This window comes from Deltaproteobacteria bacterium (assembly GCA_020848745.1).
Lineage (GTDB): Bacteria > Desulfobacterota > Binatia > UTPRO1 > UTPRO1 > UTPRO1.
In genome coordinates this window covers 236,433-250,562 of the sequence record JADLHM010000110.1, presented here as the reverse complement: position 1 = coordinate 250,562, position 14,130 = coordinate 236,433, and the positions used below count along the sequence as shown (strand labels likewise).

The 14,130-nt window shown below is 69.7% G+C and carries 12 protein-coding genes; 4 read left to right on the top strand and 8 right to left on the bottom strand.

The genetic code is table 11. The annotated features are described in order from the left end of the window. Positions 1–163 precede the first annotated feature (163 nt). Entirely contained in the window at positions 164–1,513 is a 1,350-nt protein-coding gene (galK, locus tag IT293_17270; protein ID MCC6766414.1) for a galactokinase, read from the top strand. Here the strand turns inward: galK and IT293_17265 are convergent. Beyond that, positions 1,491–1,940 carry a pyridoxamine 5'-phosphate oxidase family protein gene (locus IT293_17265; protein ID MCC6766413.1) on the bottom strand — a complete coding sequence of 150 codons (450 nt, stop codon included), beginning with the start codon at positions 1,938–1,940 and terminating at the stop codon, positions 1,491–1,493. The genes galK and IT293_17265 overlap by 23 nt on opposite strands. Before the next feature lie 160 nt (positions 1,941–2,100). On the opposite strand from IT293_17265, the gene IT293_17260 reads away from it, so the two are divergent. Next, on the top strand, positions 2,101–4,455 hold the full coding sequence (locus IT293_17260; protein MCC6766412.1) for an MMPL family transporter: 2,355 nt from the start codon (positions 2,101–2,103) through the stop codon (positions 4,453–4,455). A 13-nt stretch (positions 4,456–4,468) separates the two neighbouring features. Here the strand turns inward: IT293_17260 and IT293_17255 are convergent, their stop codons facing one another. From IT293_17255 to IT293_17225, 7 genes are all read right to left on the bottom strand, one after another. Then, a complete protein-coding gene (locus IT293_17255; GenBank protein MCC6766411.1) occupies positions 4,469–5,548 on the bottom strand; it encodes a response regulator in 1,080 nt (359 codons plus the stop codon). Between the two features lie 112 nt (positions 5,549–5,660). Beyond that, positions 5,661–6,788, bottom strand: a complete 1,128-nt coding sequence (locus IT293_17250) for a response regulator (GenBank protein MCC6766410.1) — start codon at positions 6,786–6,788, stop codon at positions 5,661–5,663. Next, the gene (locus IT293_17245; protein ID MCC6766409.1) at positions 6,785–8,200 is read right to left on the bottom strand and encodes a HAMP domain-containing histidine kinase; all 1,416 of its coding nucleotides are present in this window, start codon (positions 8,198–8,200) and stop codon (positions 6,785–6,787) included. The genes IT293_17250 and IT293_17245 overlap by 4 nt, the downstream gene beginning before the upstream one ends. 117 nt (positions 8,201–8,317) lie before the next feature. Further along, positions 8,318–9,004, bottom strand: a complete 687-nt coding sequence (locus tag IT293_17240) for a hypothetical protein (GenBank protein MCC6766408.1) — start codon at positions 9,002–9,004, stop codon at positions 8,318–8,320. 72 nt (positions 9,005–9,076) lie between these two features. Then, a complete protein-coding gene (locus IT293_17235) occupies positions 9,077–9,331 on the bottom strand; it encodes an acyl carrier protein (GenBank protein MCC6766407.1) in 255 nt (84 codons plus the stop codon). Beyond that, positions 9,312–10,574 (bottom strand): beta-ketoacyl-[acyl-carrier-protein] synthase family protein, encoded by a 1,263-nt coding sequence (locus IT293_17230; protein MCC6766406.1) that lies wholly within the window; start codon positions 10,572–10,574, stop codon positions 9,312–9,314. Before IT293_17230 ends, IT293_17235 begins: the two co-directional genes overlap by 20 nt. A gap of 212 nt (positions 10,575–10,786) precedes the next feature. Then, on the bottom strand, positions 10,787–11,308 hold the full coding sequence (locus tag IT293_17225) for a histidine phosphatase family protein (protein ID MCC6766405.1): 522 nt from the start codon (positions 11,306–11,308) through the stop codon (positions 10,787–10,789). Between the two features lie 226 nt (positions 11,309–11,534). Between IT293_17225 and IT293_17220 the strand changes: the two genes are divergently transcribed. Then, positions 11,535–11,780 carry a hypothetical protein gene (locus IT293_17220; protein MCC6766404.1) on the top strand — a complete coding sequence of 82 codons (246 nt, stop codon included), beginning with the start codon at positions 11,535–11,537 and terminating at the stop codon, positions 11,778–11,780. Positions 11,781–11,875: 95 nt separating this feature from the next. Next, positions 11,876–14,056: a cation:proton antiporter gene (locus IT293_17215; GenBank protein ID MCC6766403.1), complete on the top strand. Its 2,181-nt coding sequence runs from the start codon at positions 11,876–11,878 to the stop codon at positions 14,054–14,056. Positions 14,057–14,130 lie beyond the last annotated feature (74 nt).

The window sequence follows — 14,130 nt, the reverse complement described above, 5'->3', positions numbered from 1 at the left end:
GCATGGGACTCCCCTTCGTGTGGCTTTGAGCGGCTCACGGAGGGGAGTCCCGTCGTTAGACTCCCGGAAATGTCAAACTTCGGCTGCCTCCCCGGCATAGCCGGGGGGACTCCTGGATTGGTCTAGAGAAGCTCTGCACAGATGGCTTCCCTAGAGTGAGCCCGTGGAGACCACGCCGCCACTTCCCGCCGCCGTCGTCGCGGCCGCCGGCGGCGGCCGGGCGCCCCTCGTCCTGGCGCGCGCGCCCGGCCGCGTGAACCTGATCGGCGAGCACACCGATTACAACGGGCTCCCCGTGCTGCCGATGGCGATCGATCGTACGGTCTGGGTTGCCGCACGGACCCGCGATGACGGCCGCTTCCTGGCGACGAACCTCGACCGGGCCTTCGCGCCGTGCGACTTCCCCTGGGAGGCCGTCATCCCGCCCGGGCCGCCCGGCCATTGGGAGAACTACCTCAAGGCCGCGCTGCAGGCGGTCGTGCGCCACCTACCGCCCGACCGGCGCTCGGGCGCGTCGCTCACGGTCGCGAGCGATCTGCCGACCGCGGCCGGTCTCTCGTCGTCGTCCGCCCTCGTCGTCGCGATGACCCTCGCCGTGCTCGCCGCGCACGGGAGCGCGGTCGAGAGGCGCGTGCTCGCGGACGAGCTCGCGGCGGCAGAGCGCTACGTCGGCGTGCTCTCCGGCGGCATGGACCAGGCGGCAATCCTGCTCGCCGAGGCCGGCGCCGCGCTGCGCATCGACTTCTTCCCGCTGCGCACGCGGCCCGTGCCCCTGCCGCCCGCGTGCGCCGTGATCGTCGCCGATAGCGGCGTTCGGGCGGAGAAGAGCGGCGACGCCCGGACCGCCTACAATCGCCGCGTCGTCGAATGCCGCCTCGCATGCCGCGTCCTCTCGGCCGCCCTCGGCCTGCCGCTCGAGCGCCTCGGCGACCTGGTGTCGCACGCGAGGGGGCGCCCGCTCGCCGGGTTCGTCGACGCGCTCGCCGAGCGCCTCCCCGACCGGCCCGCCACGCTTCCCGAGATCGCCGCCGCGGGCGACGTGCCGGTCGCGACGATGCGCGCCCTCACGACCGGCGACGACGGCCGTTCTCTGGCGATCGGCGGCGACCCCGACACCTTCCGACCGCTCGCGCGGGGGCGTCACGTCCTCGGCGAGGCGGATCGGGTCGCGGCGGCCGTCGCCGCGCTCGGCACCGGAGACCTCGGCGCGTTCGGCCGCCTGATGCGGGCCTCACACGCGAGCTGCCGTGACGACTACGAGGTCAGCATCCCCGCCCTCGACGAGCTGGTCGCCATCGCCGAGGACGCCGGAGCTCTCGGCGCGCGCGTGACCGGCGCCGGCTTCGGCGGATCGATCGTGGCGCTCGCGCGCGCTGCCGACGCGGACCGCATCGTCGCCGCGCTCGACGCCCGCTACTACCGCGCCCGCCGCGGCGGCGCCGCCGGGCCGCCGCCCCGCTTCGTCCTCGGCCCCGCCGCCGGAGCGAGCGTCAGGTCGGTGGCTGCACCTTGACGATCACCGTCTTGCCGCTCCGCACCCGCTCGGGGTTCGGCTTGAAGAGGCCGAGCCACGCGATCCAGTACTTTTGCGAATAGACCGGCGCCATGCGTGCCGCGAGCCCGGGATCGCGGAGGATTGCCGCCGGACCGACGAAATGCGGCCCGTCGGCGCTCCCGACCCAGACGTAGAGCGGGCTCCCCTTCTCGATGCGCTTCGCCTTGTAGGTCGTCGGCAGCGTCGTGAAGTAGATCGCGTCGCCGTCGTACATGAACCACACCGGCACGACCTTGCCGAGCGTCCCGTCGGCGCGCTTGGTCGCGACGTAGATCTCCTTCGACGACCGCAAGGCCGCCGCGACCTCGGGGCTGAAGCTCGCCTGCGCGATCGCCACCAGCGCGATCGACCCGAGGATCATCATGAGCACGAGCATCCGATGCATCCCCCCTCCTCGCGCCGCCGGCTTCCGGATCCCTCGCCGACGCCGCCGTGCGCCCGCGTAGCATCGCGGCGTCGCCGACGCCATGCACGACACACGACGCGGAGCGTCCTTGACCGGCGAGCGGCGGCGCGGGCAAATAGCCGTGCATGGCGGGGGGCGAGTGAGCGCGTTCGAGCGCTACGTCGACTGGGTCGTCCGCCATCGCCTCTTCGTCGTCCTCGCGATGCTCGCCGTGACGGCTTTCTGGGCGTCGCAGCTCCCCGCGCTGCGCGTCGAGATCGATCCGGACGCGAACCTGCCGCAGGATCACCCGTACATCCAGGCGCTGAAGACGCTGGAGCGAACTTTCGGGGAGAAGAACCTGATCGTGGTGGGGCTGTTTCCGAAGGACGGCAACATCTACACCCCGCCCTTCCTGCGCAAGGTGGAGCGCCTCACTCGCCGGATCGGCGAGGTGCAAGGCCTGATCCGTTCGACGTATCTCAGCCTCGCCTCACCGCTCGTCAAAGCGATCGAGGGCGACGGCGAGTCCATGCTGGTCCGCCAGGTTCTCGAAGCGGCGCCCACCACGCCCGCGGCCATCGCCGAGGTGCGGCGCCGGATCCATGTCAATCCCTTCTACGTCGGCACCGTCGTCTCCGAGGACGACACGGCGACCGCCATCATCGCGAACTTCAAGCTGAGCCCGGAGCTTCCCGGCTACCCCGAGGTCGAGCAACGAGTGGCGCAGATCGTCGCCGAGGAGAACGACGGAACGTTCGATGTGTATCTCGGAGGCACCGTGGCCCTGAACGCGGGGCTCGCGCGCATCACCGAGCGCACCGTCGTGCTCTTCCCGATCGCGCTCCTCATGATCGCCCTGCTCCACTACGAAGCCTTCCGAACCGTGCAAGGGATGGTGCTGCCCGTGCTGACCGCCGTCCTCGCGGTCGTCTGGAGCCTCGGCTTGATGGGCTTTCTGCGCGTTCCCCTGGACCCGTTCAACACGACGACGCCAATTCTCATACTCGCCGTCGCGGCGGGGCATGCCGTGCAGATCCTCAAACGGTACTACGAGGAGTTCGAACGTTACCGCGATGCCCACGTCGCGGTCCGCGTCGCGGTGACCCGCGTCGGCCCGGTCATGCTCACGGCCGGCGCGATCGCCGCCTTGTCGTTCTTCTCGCTGATCGCTTTCCGCACCGCCGTGATCCGCAACTTCGGACTGCTCGCGGGCTTCGGCATCCTCGCGACGCTGCTGATCGAGTTGACCTTGACGCCGGCCCTGCGGGCCTTGCTGCCGGCTCCCAAGTACGACGAGATCGCCCGTGAAGCGCGGAGCGGTCGCGTCATATCCTGGATGCTCGGCCGCCTCGCCACGCTCGTCGCCGGCCATCCCGGCGCCATCGTGGCGGCGTCCGGCGTCACCGTGCTGCTCGCGCTCGTCGGCGCCATGCGGATCCACGTCGACACGACGTTCAAACGCCAGTTCCCCGCCTCGCACCCGGTTCGCGTCGCGGACGACATCCTCGGACGCACGTTCAGCGGCACCAACACCCTCGTGTTCCTGGTCGAGGGACCGAGGGATGGCGCTCTCCACGATCCGGCGGCGCTGGCGGCGATCGCGAACCTGCAACGCTTCGTCGAGCGCGATCGAGACGTCGGCAAGACCCTCTCGATCGTCGACTATCTCAGCGAGATGCACCGCGCGATAACGGGGGCGCCCGCCGGCCGCGTGACGATCCCTCCGTCCGCCGACCTCGTCAGCCAGTACCTGTTCCTCTACTCGATGTCCGGTGGACCGGAGGACTTGAACAGCCAGATCGACGTGGAGCATCGCCGCGCCGCCGTACGCGTCTTCTTGCGCAACGACTCGACCGAGTACGGGGAGCATCTACTCGAACGCGTCCGCGCCGAGGTGGCGCGCACCTTCCCGCCGGACTTCGTGGTGCGCTACTCGGGCACGATCGCTTCCAGCGCGGCCCTCACCGAGGCGATGGTCCACGGCAAGGTGCTCAACATGGCGCAGATCGGCGTGATCATCATCCTGGTATCCGGACTCGTCCTTCGATCGGCGATCGGCGGCCTGATGGTGGCTACGCCGCTCGCCTTGGCCGTGCTGACGAACTTCGCGGTCATGGGATTCGCCGGCATCCCGCTCGACGTCATCACCTCCCCGATTGCCGCCATGGCGGTCGGCATCGGCTCGGACTACGCCGTCTACTTCCTGTTCCGCTTTCGGGAGGAGCTCGCCACCAGCCGCACGCCCGGCTTGGCTCTCGCGAGCACGATGCAATCGTCAGGAAAGGCCATCGTCTACGTGTCGTCCGCCATCGCGGGCGGCTACCTCGTCCTGTGCGCTTCCGGATTCGTCTTCCACATCGAGCTCGGGGTGCTCGTCGCCCTTGCGATGGTCGTTTCGAGCCTCGGCGCAATCACGCTGTTGCCGGCACTCGCGCTCCTCCTGCACCCCGCGTTTCTCTTCGAACGCGCGGCGTCGACCGGGCTGCATGCTTCGGCGGAGGCGGTCAACTGACCCGTCGACACTCTCACGCCAGGGGCAGGGCGACGCGGAACGCCGCGCCGGGGGCCTCGGGCAACAACGACAGCTCGATGTTCTGAAGATCGGCGATCCGAGCGGCGACGAACAGCCCCATCCCGAGTCCGTGCACGGCGGTCGTGAAGAACGGCTCGAAGATCCGATCGCGATGCTCCGGCGGAATCCCCGGTCCGCGGTCGCGCACGGTAGCCACCAACCGGTGCGCACCGGGATCGTGCACGACATCGACCTCGATCTCCGCCCCCTCAGGAGAGAATCGCGCCGCATTCTGGAGCAGGGTCTGGAACAGACAGGCCGCGGCCTCGCGATGCACCCGGATCTCCGGCACCACGAGCGGCAATCGCCGGCGACAGACGAGGCCCTTGGCTTTGAGCTCCGCGGCCACGCCCTCTTCGGCGATCGCCAGGACGTCATCGAAGCGATGCGTGTCGCGCCCTTCCGGCGGCACCGTTGCGGCCCGGATGATGTCGAGGACCAGATTCCGGATCCGCTCGGTATCCGCCACCGCCAGCGCGAGGTATCTCTCCCGGAACTCCGGATCGCCGAAGTGCGTCGGCACCAGCTGCAGGAAGGTCCGGATCGTCGCGAGAGGATTGTTGATGTGGTGGGCCAGCCCCGACGCGAGGTACCCAAGCGTGGCCGCGCGCTCGGCGCGATGCAGCCGCTCCTCCAGCACACGCCGCTCGTCCGCCAGCCGGTACCGATCGAGCACCTCGGCAATCGCGTACGGAAGGGTCGCGAGATACCCTTCCTCTTTGACGATGTAGTCATCGGCGCCGAGCTTCATCGCCTCCACGGCGACCTTGGCTGCGGTCGCCGTCGTCACGACCAGCGTCGGTGCGCGTATCTCCGAAGCACGGACCTCGCGCAGGAGCTCCAGGCCGTCTCCGTCCGGGAGCCAATAGTCCAGAACGTACAGATCGTAGCGGCGCGAGCCCATGCGGCGTCGGGCTTCCGCAATCGTACCGACCACGTCCAGCTCCCAGCCGTCGAGCACCCCGGCCAGCTCATCGCTGATGAGCACGGCATGCGAGCCGTTGTCCTCGACGACCAGCGCGGCTTTGCTCATTGGCGTCTCCCGCTCACTCACCGCCTGCGGAAGCTATACGGCGACCGCCACACCCTCAAGGCGCCGATTACCGCCGCGCGCCACGTCCCGACCCCGGCACCACGCGGCCAACCTAGACCGCCACGGCGACGGGAGGCTGGTCGGCCGCGTCGGCAACGGCCTCTTTGAAGCCGACGCGGAATACCGCGCCGCCCTGCGACGGGGTCGGCATCAACTGCAATTCGATGTCCTGAAGGTCGGCGATGCGTGAGGCGACGAACAACCCCATGCCGAGGCCATCGACCGCCGTCGTGAAGAACGGCTCGAAGATCTTGTCGCGGTTCTCGCTCGGAACACCGGGACCGTGGTCCCGAACCTCGACGACGATCCGCCGCGAAGCGGCGTCGCGCCGCGCGTCGATCTCGATCTCCGATCCCTCTGGAGCGAAGCGCACCGCGTTCTGCAGCAACGTCAGCAGGAGACACGTCGCCGCCTCGCCGTGCACGCGTACCGCGGGCAACGCGGCCTCCATCCGCTTCGTGAGCACGATGCCGCGCTTCTGCATCTCGCCCGCCACACTGCTCTCGGCGTGCTCCACCAGCTCGTTCAACCGCTTCACTTCGTGCCCCTGCTGCGGCACCGTCGCCGCGCGCATGATGTCTTTTACGAGGTCCCGAATCCGCTCACTCTCGGCAAGCGCCATCTCGAGATACTTGGTGCGGAACTCGACGTCCTCGATGTTGGTCGGGAGCAACTGGAGAAACGTTCGGATGGTCGCCAACGGATTGTTGATGTGGTGCGCGAGGCCGGATGCGAGATAGCCCAGCGTCGCCGCGCGTTCGGCCCGCTGAAGCCGTTCTTCGAGGAGTTGCCGTTCCGATGCGAGTTGGCGACGCTTGAGCACCTCCTGCACCAGATACGGCAGGACGGCCAGGTATCCCTCCTCTTTGACGAGGTAGTCATCGGCGCCGAGCTTCATGGCGTCGACCGCCAACTTCGCGGACGAAGCCGTGGTCACGAAGATCGTCGGCGTGGCAATGCCTTGCGCGTGGACTTCCCGCAGGAGCTCGATCCCGTCCCCGTCCGGCAACCGGAAGTCGAACACGAAGAGATCGTACGCCCGGCTCGCGATCTTCGCGCGCGCCTCGGCCAGCGTCGGCACCTGATCGAGCGCCCATCCGTCGAGAGCCAACTCCAGTTCGTCGGCAATCAGCTCGGCATGCGAGCTATTGTCTTCCACGAGCAAGGCCGCTTGGCTCATGCGCTGTCCCTCACTTCCTCTTCGATGTGTTGCATCTCACGCGGAAAGCTCAACCGGAAGGTCGCCCCTTCCCCCAAGACGGACTCCACCCAGATCCGTCCCCCGTAGCGCTGAACGATCCGCTTCACGACGGCGAGGCCGATGCCGTGCCCTTGCTGCACGATGCCGGCCACCGTCTGATTGGGCGCGCGGTGATACAACTGAAAGATCCGGCCCATCTGCGACGGCTCGATACCAACGCCGTTGTCGCGCACGAAGTACTCGATGCTGGCGCCGCGGACGACTCCCCCCACCTCCACGGTCGGGTTCGGCTTGTCACCCACGTACTTGCACGCGTTCGACACGAGGTTCTCGAACACATGGTACATCTTCTGCTCTTCCGCCAGCAGCGGCGGCAGGTCTCCGACCCGAACGTCGATTCGCTTGCTCTCGACGACGGCATGCGCCCGGGCAACGGCTTCCTGAACCACGGCCTGCACGTTCACGAACTCCCGCCGCTCGGCGACTTCCGATTGAGTGACGACCTCGAGGAGGTTCCGCAGCATCGTCGCCATCAAGCGGCAATCGCGCTGGAGCCGCTCCACGTACCTCTGGCCGCGGGGCGAGAAACTCGCGCCGTCGAGCTCGAGCAGCTTGCGGATCGTTTCCGTGCTCGCCACCGCGACGTTCTGGAGGTCGTGGGTCACGATGTGCACGAGCTCCTCGAGCTCGGCAGTGCGTTCCTGCAACTCGAGCGTACGCGACTCGAGCTCGCGCGTTCGTTCGTGAACGCGTTGCTCGAGCGACCGATTCTGCTCTTCGACGATGCCCTTGGTCGCCGCCAGCTCCTCGTTCGCGCGCCGCAGGAGCTCCGAGAGCGTCCCCGCGAGATACGCGAAGACGAAGAACGTGACGCCCGATATGCCGACGATGAACACCCGCAGGGTCGGCGCGTAATGGTGATGCCAAATGCCGGCCCGTTGCGGCAGCCACCCCTGGATCTCCGCGAGGCCGAGCAGGCCGTAGGCGATGGTGGCACCGGTCGCCAGCCGGAAGGATGCGCGCTGCGACACGAAGATCGCAGCGGTCAAGATGATCGTCATGTAGGTGAACTGCACGAGCGGCACGTCGATGCCGCCGAGGAAGTAGATGCTGCCGGTGATCGCGACGAGATCGAACGCCCAGTGGAGATAGAAGTACGAGAGCGAGAAGCCCGTCCTACGACCGAGGAACCAGTACGGAATGTTGATCAGCGCCATGGCCGAGAGAATCACGACCACGGGGGCGCTCTGGTCCCACGAGAGCCCGACGTTGAAATACGCGGCGGCGGCGAAGAACGACGCGAACACGAGCGCGCCAACCGCACGCGTCAGCAGCCCCTCGATGTACCTGTGACGTAGATTCAGAGCCGCCGTAGACGCGTCGAGACCCATGCGCTGCTCCACACCCCCCCGACCCACGGTACACGGCGCCCGTCGCTACGCTCAATGCGCAATCGTAAAGACCGCGCCCAAGTCGCATGTCACTTCACACGCGCGGCCGATCCGGCGTCAGTCGGCGCGCGCTGCGACGGACAACTGGTCGAGCGTGTCCCGCAATGCGGCGGCGACGGCCCGGCGATCGGCGCCACGTCCGATTTGCACCTCGTCCCCCATCGCGACGACCAGGCGACCCTTCGGTATCGGCACGCGGACGCGCGACTGCGGCGCGAAGCTCACCGCGGGCGAGAGCGAGGCGGACATCGGGACGATGCTCGCGCCGAGCGACGCCGCCAACGCCACGACGCCCGTACCGACCTCCCGGTACGGGCCGCCGCCGTCGACGGGGAACGCGCAGGAGCCGCCGGCTCGGATCACCTCGTACACCCCGCGCACCCGCTCCGGATCACCGGGCAGCGGCAGCACCGTAAAGCGTCCGCCGAGACGGTCGATGATCGAAGCGCTCACGCGGCCGGCCAACGTATCGTCGACGATGCACCGCGACACCCGCATCCATTGGAGGAACGCGTCGTGCACGAGCGCGAGCGTCGCGACACCGAGCGCATCGGCGATGTAATAGGTCAGAAGCGTCGGTTTCTCGCGGTGCCGCATCGCTCCCAGGCGCGGATCCACATCTCGATCATCGAGGGGCCGCCCGTCGCGATCGACCCAGCCCCAGGACACGGAGCGCGCCACGAGACGCAGATACGCCAGCACCCCGCGCGCGAGCGCGAGATCGGCGCCCCCTATGCGGGACACCGGCGGCAGCCCGCTCTCGCGTAGACGCGCGGGCTGACGCAGCGGACTCGCGGGATTCGCCAAGGGGCCGCCTCAGGACGCGCGCAGCAGTCCGACGAGCTGCCGCACCAACGTCTCGACGTCGGCGACCGTCGATACCGAAGCCAGCTCGGTCACATCGATCGCATCGATTCCGAAGGTCTCCTCGGCCGCGAACAGGATGTTGAGCGCCGCCACGGAATCCATCCCGAGATCCTGACGCAGCCGCGCGTCGGGTACGACCTTCCGTACATCGAGCTGGAGCTCGATGGCGATGATGTCTCGAACCTTACGACTCAGGCTGTCCACGACGGTGTCCTCCAGTCTCGTACCTCCGCACCACGAGGGCGGCGTTTCTGGATCCGAATCCGAACGACGGCGACAGGACCACGCGTGGAGCGAGGGCGCGGGCGCCGTCGGTCACGTAGTCGAGATCGCACTCGGGATCCGGCTCGACGACGTTGATGGTGGGCGGCACGATCGCCGCGTGGATGCTCAACGTCGAGATGATGAGCTCGACCGCGGCGGCGGCCCCGATCATGTGGCCGAGCATCGACTTCGACGAGCTCACGGGGAGGCGATAGGCGTGCTCGCCCAACGCCTGCTTCAGGATCGACGTCTCCACGACGTCGTTCTTGACGGTGCCGGTCCCGTGGGCGTTGACGTAGTCGATCTCGTCGGCACCGACGCCGGCGTACCGCAATGCCTGCTCGATCGCGCGCGCGCCCTGACGGCCGTCCGGCGCCGGATGCAGGTGATGGTGCGCGTCGGAGCTCGCGCCGAACCCGGCGAGCTCCGCGTACACGCGCGCGCCCCGCTCACGGGCGACCTCCTCCGCCTCGAGCACCACGGCGCCCGCTCCCTCCGACAACACGAACCCGCAGCGGTCACGCGAAAAGGGACGCGACGCCCGCTCGGGCGGATCGTTCAAGCGCGACACGACCTGCAAGCGATCGAACGAGTGAAAGAGCAGCGGAAAGATCGGTGCATCGCTCCCGCCGACGATCGCGGCATCGAGCATGCCGGAGGCGATGAGCCCGAGCGCGAGACCCGCCGCGTCCGCGCCGGCGGTGCAGGCCGTCGAGATCGCGTACGTGGGCCCGCGCAACCCGAGCGCGATCGCCACCTCGGCGGGCAGGCTTCCCGGATACTGCAACGGACACATCGGATGCACGCGCTCGATGCCCCGCTCGTCGAACGTCAGCCCGTCGGTGATGTTCCGGCTGATCGCGCCCACCGCGCTCCCCATGCATACTCCGACGCGATCGCGGTCGAGCGCATCCGTGGCGCGCGCGTCCTCCCACGCCATGCGCGCGGCGGCGAAACCGAAATGGAGGCAGCGCGAGAAGGCTTGCACCTCGCGGCGCGCGAGAAAATCATCCGCGCGGAAATCGGGAATCTCTCCGGCGACCCGGCTGTGACACCCGCTCGCGTCGAACGAGGTGATCGGTTTGGTGCCCGAACGCCCGCGAACGACCGCATCCCAGGTCTCTTCGACGCCGATGCCACAAGGGGTGATGCAACCGAGGCCGGTAATGACCACTCGCCGCAAGCGCGAAACGTCACTTTCTCCGGGGGGTGGCGCAACCTAGCGCACGCACGTACGCACAAGCAAGTTTCCAAGCGACCGTCCAAGGGAACGGCACGGCAGATCGCATGGCGTCGGGACGACGCTTGCGATCGAACGTCATCGCGAGCGCTATCGGTTGTGGTGCGGCGCTGCGCCGCGCCCCGTGCGACGCTCCGCGGCGCGATGCGCTGCGGTCAGCCGCCGCGGCCGATGCGCCGGAGCTGTCCGGGCGTCAGGAAGAACTCGAGCGCGCCCGCGCTGCGCGGCGGCAGCGTCGCGACGACGATGCCGGCGAGCCCGGCCTTGCGAAATCCCATGCCCACCAGCCCCGGGCTACCGGTGAGGAGCGTCGACGCGAGAGCGGCCAGGTCGGGCTCGTGTCCCACCAGCACCACACCGCTCGGCCGTCCGACCTCGGCGAGCGCGGCGAGCACGGCGTCGGGACCGGCGCCGGGCGCGAGCGCGGGCGACACGTCGACGCCGTCGTCGAGTCCGTAGCCCTCGGCGACGATCTCGGCGGTCTCGCGCGCGCGCTCGAGCGGGCTCGACACCACGCGCTCCACCGGCAGGTCGAGCGCCCGCATGCCCGCGACCACGTCGCGGAGCTTGCGCTTGCCCTCGCCGGTCAGCCGACGATCCCGATCGCGACCGCTGTCGCTGCGATCCTCCGCGATCGCGTGCCGCAAGAGCATGAGGAGATGCGGGGGTCCCGCCATGATGCGGCTGTCGCAGATCGCTGCACGCGAGGCAACCGGGACCGACGACAGGCAACCGGGGCCGCGTTGACTCGGCGACTCGGCGCACGCCACTGTCGCCCATGCGCGAAGCGCGACTCCCCGGGAGGCGGCGCTGACCGACGAGAACGCCCGCGCGCGCACCGAGCTCGCGTATCTGCGCGCGGCGCTCGCCGCGAGCGTCGTCGCCGCGGAGCTGCGGGCCGCGATGGAGGACGCGGCCGAGCGTCTCGCGCCCAGCCGATCCGCCGAGCTCGCCGCCGCGATCGCCGGACGCTTCGCAGCGCCGCTCGCATCGGCGGCGGACGCGCTGGCGCGCCTGGCGCGCGACACGCTCGCCGCGGCCGGCGCGCACCTCGTGTATCGCGAGATTCCCGACCTCTCCCACACCTATCCTCGCCACGAGAACCCGGCGATCCTCGCCTGGTTCGCCGGATTGCCCTCGCGAGCCTGACGCGCGCGCCGGCGCCGCGGGCCACCGCGCGAACGGCGCCGCGGGCCACCCCGCCTCGACCTCTCCCGACCGCTTCCCTAGAATCGTGCGGCTCGATGCCCCCGGGGATCCAACCGCACACGCTGCTGACGTTCCTCCTGCAGCTGGCCCTCCTGCTGACGGCCGCGCGCGTGCTCGGCGAGGTCTTCCGACGCCTCGGGCAGCCGCCGGTCATCGGCGAGCTCATCGCCGGGTTCCTCCTCGGGCCGTCCGTCCTCGGGCTCGCGGCCCCTACGCTGCAGCTGGCCCTCTTCCCGCGCGACCCGCTGCAGTTCCAGCTCCTCGAGGTCATCGCCTGGCTCGGCATGATCTGGCTCCTCCTGATGACCGGGCTCGAAACCGACATCGACGTGCTGCGGAACCTCGGCCGCGCGGCCTTCTACGCCTCGGTCCTGGGCATGGTCGTGCCCTTCGCGACCGCCTTCGCGCTCGGGTGGGTACTCCCCGAGCGGCTGCTCGTCGCTCCGGACCACCGCCTGATCTTCGCGCTCTTCCTCGCGACCGCGCTCTCCGTCTCGGCGATCCCGGTGATCGCGCGCATCCTGACCGACCTCGATCTCATGCGGCGGAACGTCGGCGTCGTGATCCTCGGCGCCGGCGTCACCGACGACACGACCGGGTGGCTGCTCCTGTCGGTCATCGCCGGCATCGCGACCCGCGGCGAGCTGAGCGTGAGCAGCGTCGCGCTCGCCTTGGCGAGCACCGTTGCCTTCGTCGCGCTCGTGTGGATCGCGGGCGCGCGCGCGGTGCACGCACTGCTGCAATGGATCGACGACCGCGTCGAGCTGCGCCACGCGATGATGAGCACCGTCATCGTGATCGCGCTCCTCTTCGGAGCGATCACGGAGGCGATCGGCATCCACGCGGTGTTCGGAGCCTTCGTGGCGGGTCTCGTGATCGGAAGATCGCCGCGGCTCCGCAAGGCCACGCTCGAGCAGCTCGAAGCACCGCTCCTCGCGGTCTTCGCCCCCATCTTCTTCGCGTACGCCGGCTTGAAGGTGGACCTGGCGCACGGCGTCGAGCTCGGCGCGACGCTGGCGGTGATCGCGGTCGCGTGCGCCGGCAAGCTCGTGGGCGCCGGTGCCGGCGCCTACTGGAGCGGGCTCGGGTTCTGGGAGGCACTCGCGATCGGCGGCGGCATGAACGCGCGCGGTGCAATCGGGCTCGTGATCGCGCTCGTCGGCCTGTCGCTCGGGATTCTGACGGGACCCATGTACGCGGCGATCGTCATGGTCGCGATCTTCACGTCGGCGATCGCGGGACCGCTCCTGCGCTGGACCACCCGGCACATTCCGGTGGCGCCCGACGAGGCGGAGCGCCTGCGTCTCCACGCCGAGCGCGCGCAGGCGCTGCTGCCCACCGCCGGACTGAAGGTGCTGCTGCCGACGAGCGGCGGTCAGAACGCCGAGCGCGCGATGGAGCTGATCGGCCCGCTCGTCGCGGGCGATCCGGCGGCGAGCGTCGTCGCCTTCCACGTCGAACGCACGCCGCGGCGCTTCTTCGGAGGCGCGCGCCGTGCCGGCGCGCCGCGCGCCGCGCATCTCGACCAGCTCGATCGGCTCGCGCGCGCGGCCGGGGCGCCGGCGCTGACCCGCAAGACCGACAGCGGCGATCCCGCCGCCGAGGTCATCCTGCGCGAGGCGGCGCGCAGCTACGACCTCATGGTCCTCGGCGCCTCGGAGGCCACGCGCCGGCATCCGCTCGGGGGCGAGTACGTCCGGGCGATCGCCGCGGCGACGCCCTGCCCGTTGCTCGTCGTGCGGAGCGGACCGACCGAGCGCCATCTCCCCGGACGCGCCGACGCGAGCGCCGCGCCGCCGCGCATCCTCCTGCCGGTACGCGACGGCCCCTACGCGCGCGCCGCCGTGGAGCTCGCGATGCTCTACGCGGCGCGCGTCGGCGGCGCCGTGACCGCGCTCCACGTCATCGAGTCGTCCTTCACCATCTTCGGCCGCGCGCGCGCGGCCGAGGTCCGCGCCGAAACGACGGCCGCCGTCGAGGTCATGTTCGCCGACGTGCAGCAGCGGGGAGCGAACGCGGGGGTGGCCGTCCGCACCGAGATGATCGAGGCCGCGAACGTCGAGCGGGCGCTGCTCCACGCGGCGGCCACCGCCGACCTCATGGTCCTCGGAGCCGCGACGCGGCCTCACGCCCGCCGCGCCTTCTTCGGAACGCACGTCGAGGCCGTGCTCGCCGAAGCGCCCTGCCCCGTCGCCGTCCTGCTGCTCCCCGTGTGAGCGCCCGGCGCCCGTGGCGAAGGGTCGGCCGATCCGCTAGGGATCTGAGCCAACCCGCATCGACGCAGGAGGAA

What these genes read in the sequence shown, in the direction of transcription:
- IT293_17220 (MCC6766404.1), top strand. Translation starts at nt 11,535, where the DNA reads ATGGAGGACGCGGCCGAGCGTCTCGCGCCCAGCCGATCCGCCGAGCTC.
- IT293_17255 (MCC6766411.1), bottom strand. Translation starts at nt 5,548, where the DNA reads ATGAGCAAAGCCGCGCTGGTCGTCGAGGACAACGGCTCGCATGCCGTG.
- IT293_17265 (MCC6766413.1), bottom strand. Translation starts at nt 1,940, where the DNA reads ATGCATCGGATGCTCGTGCTCATGATGATCCTCGGGTCGATCGCGCTG.
- IT293_17250 (MCC6766410.1), bottom strand. Translation starts at nt 6,788, where the DNA reads ATGAGCCAAGCGGCCTTGCTCGTGGAAGACAATAGCTCGCATGCCGAG.
- IT293_17225 (MCC6766405.1), bottom strand. Translation starts at nt 11,308, where the DNA reads ATGGCGGGACCCCCGCATCTCCTCATGCTCTTGCGGCACGCGATCGCG.
- IT293_17245 (MCC6766409.1), bottom strand. Translation starts at nt 8,200, where the DNA reads ATGGGTCTCGACGCGTCTACGGCGGCTCTGAATCTACGTCACAGGTAC.
- IT293_17215 (MCC6766403.1), top strand. Translation starts at nt 11,876, where the DNA reads ATGCCCCCGGGGATCCAACCGCACACGCTGCTGACGTTCCTCCTGCAG.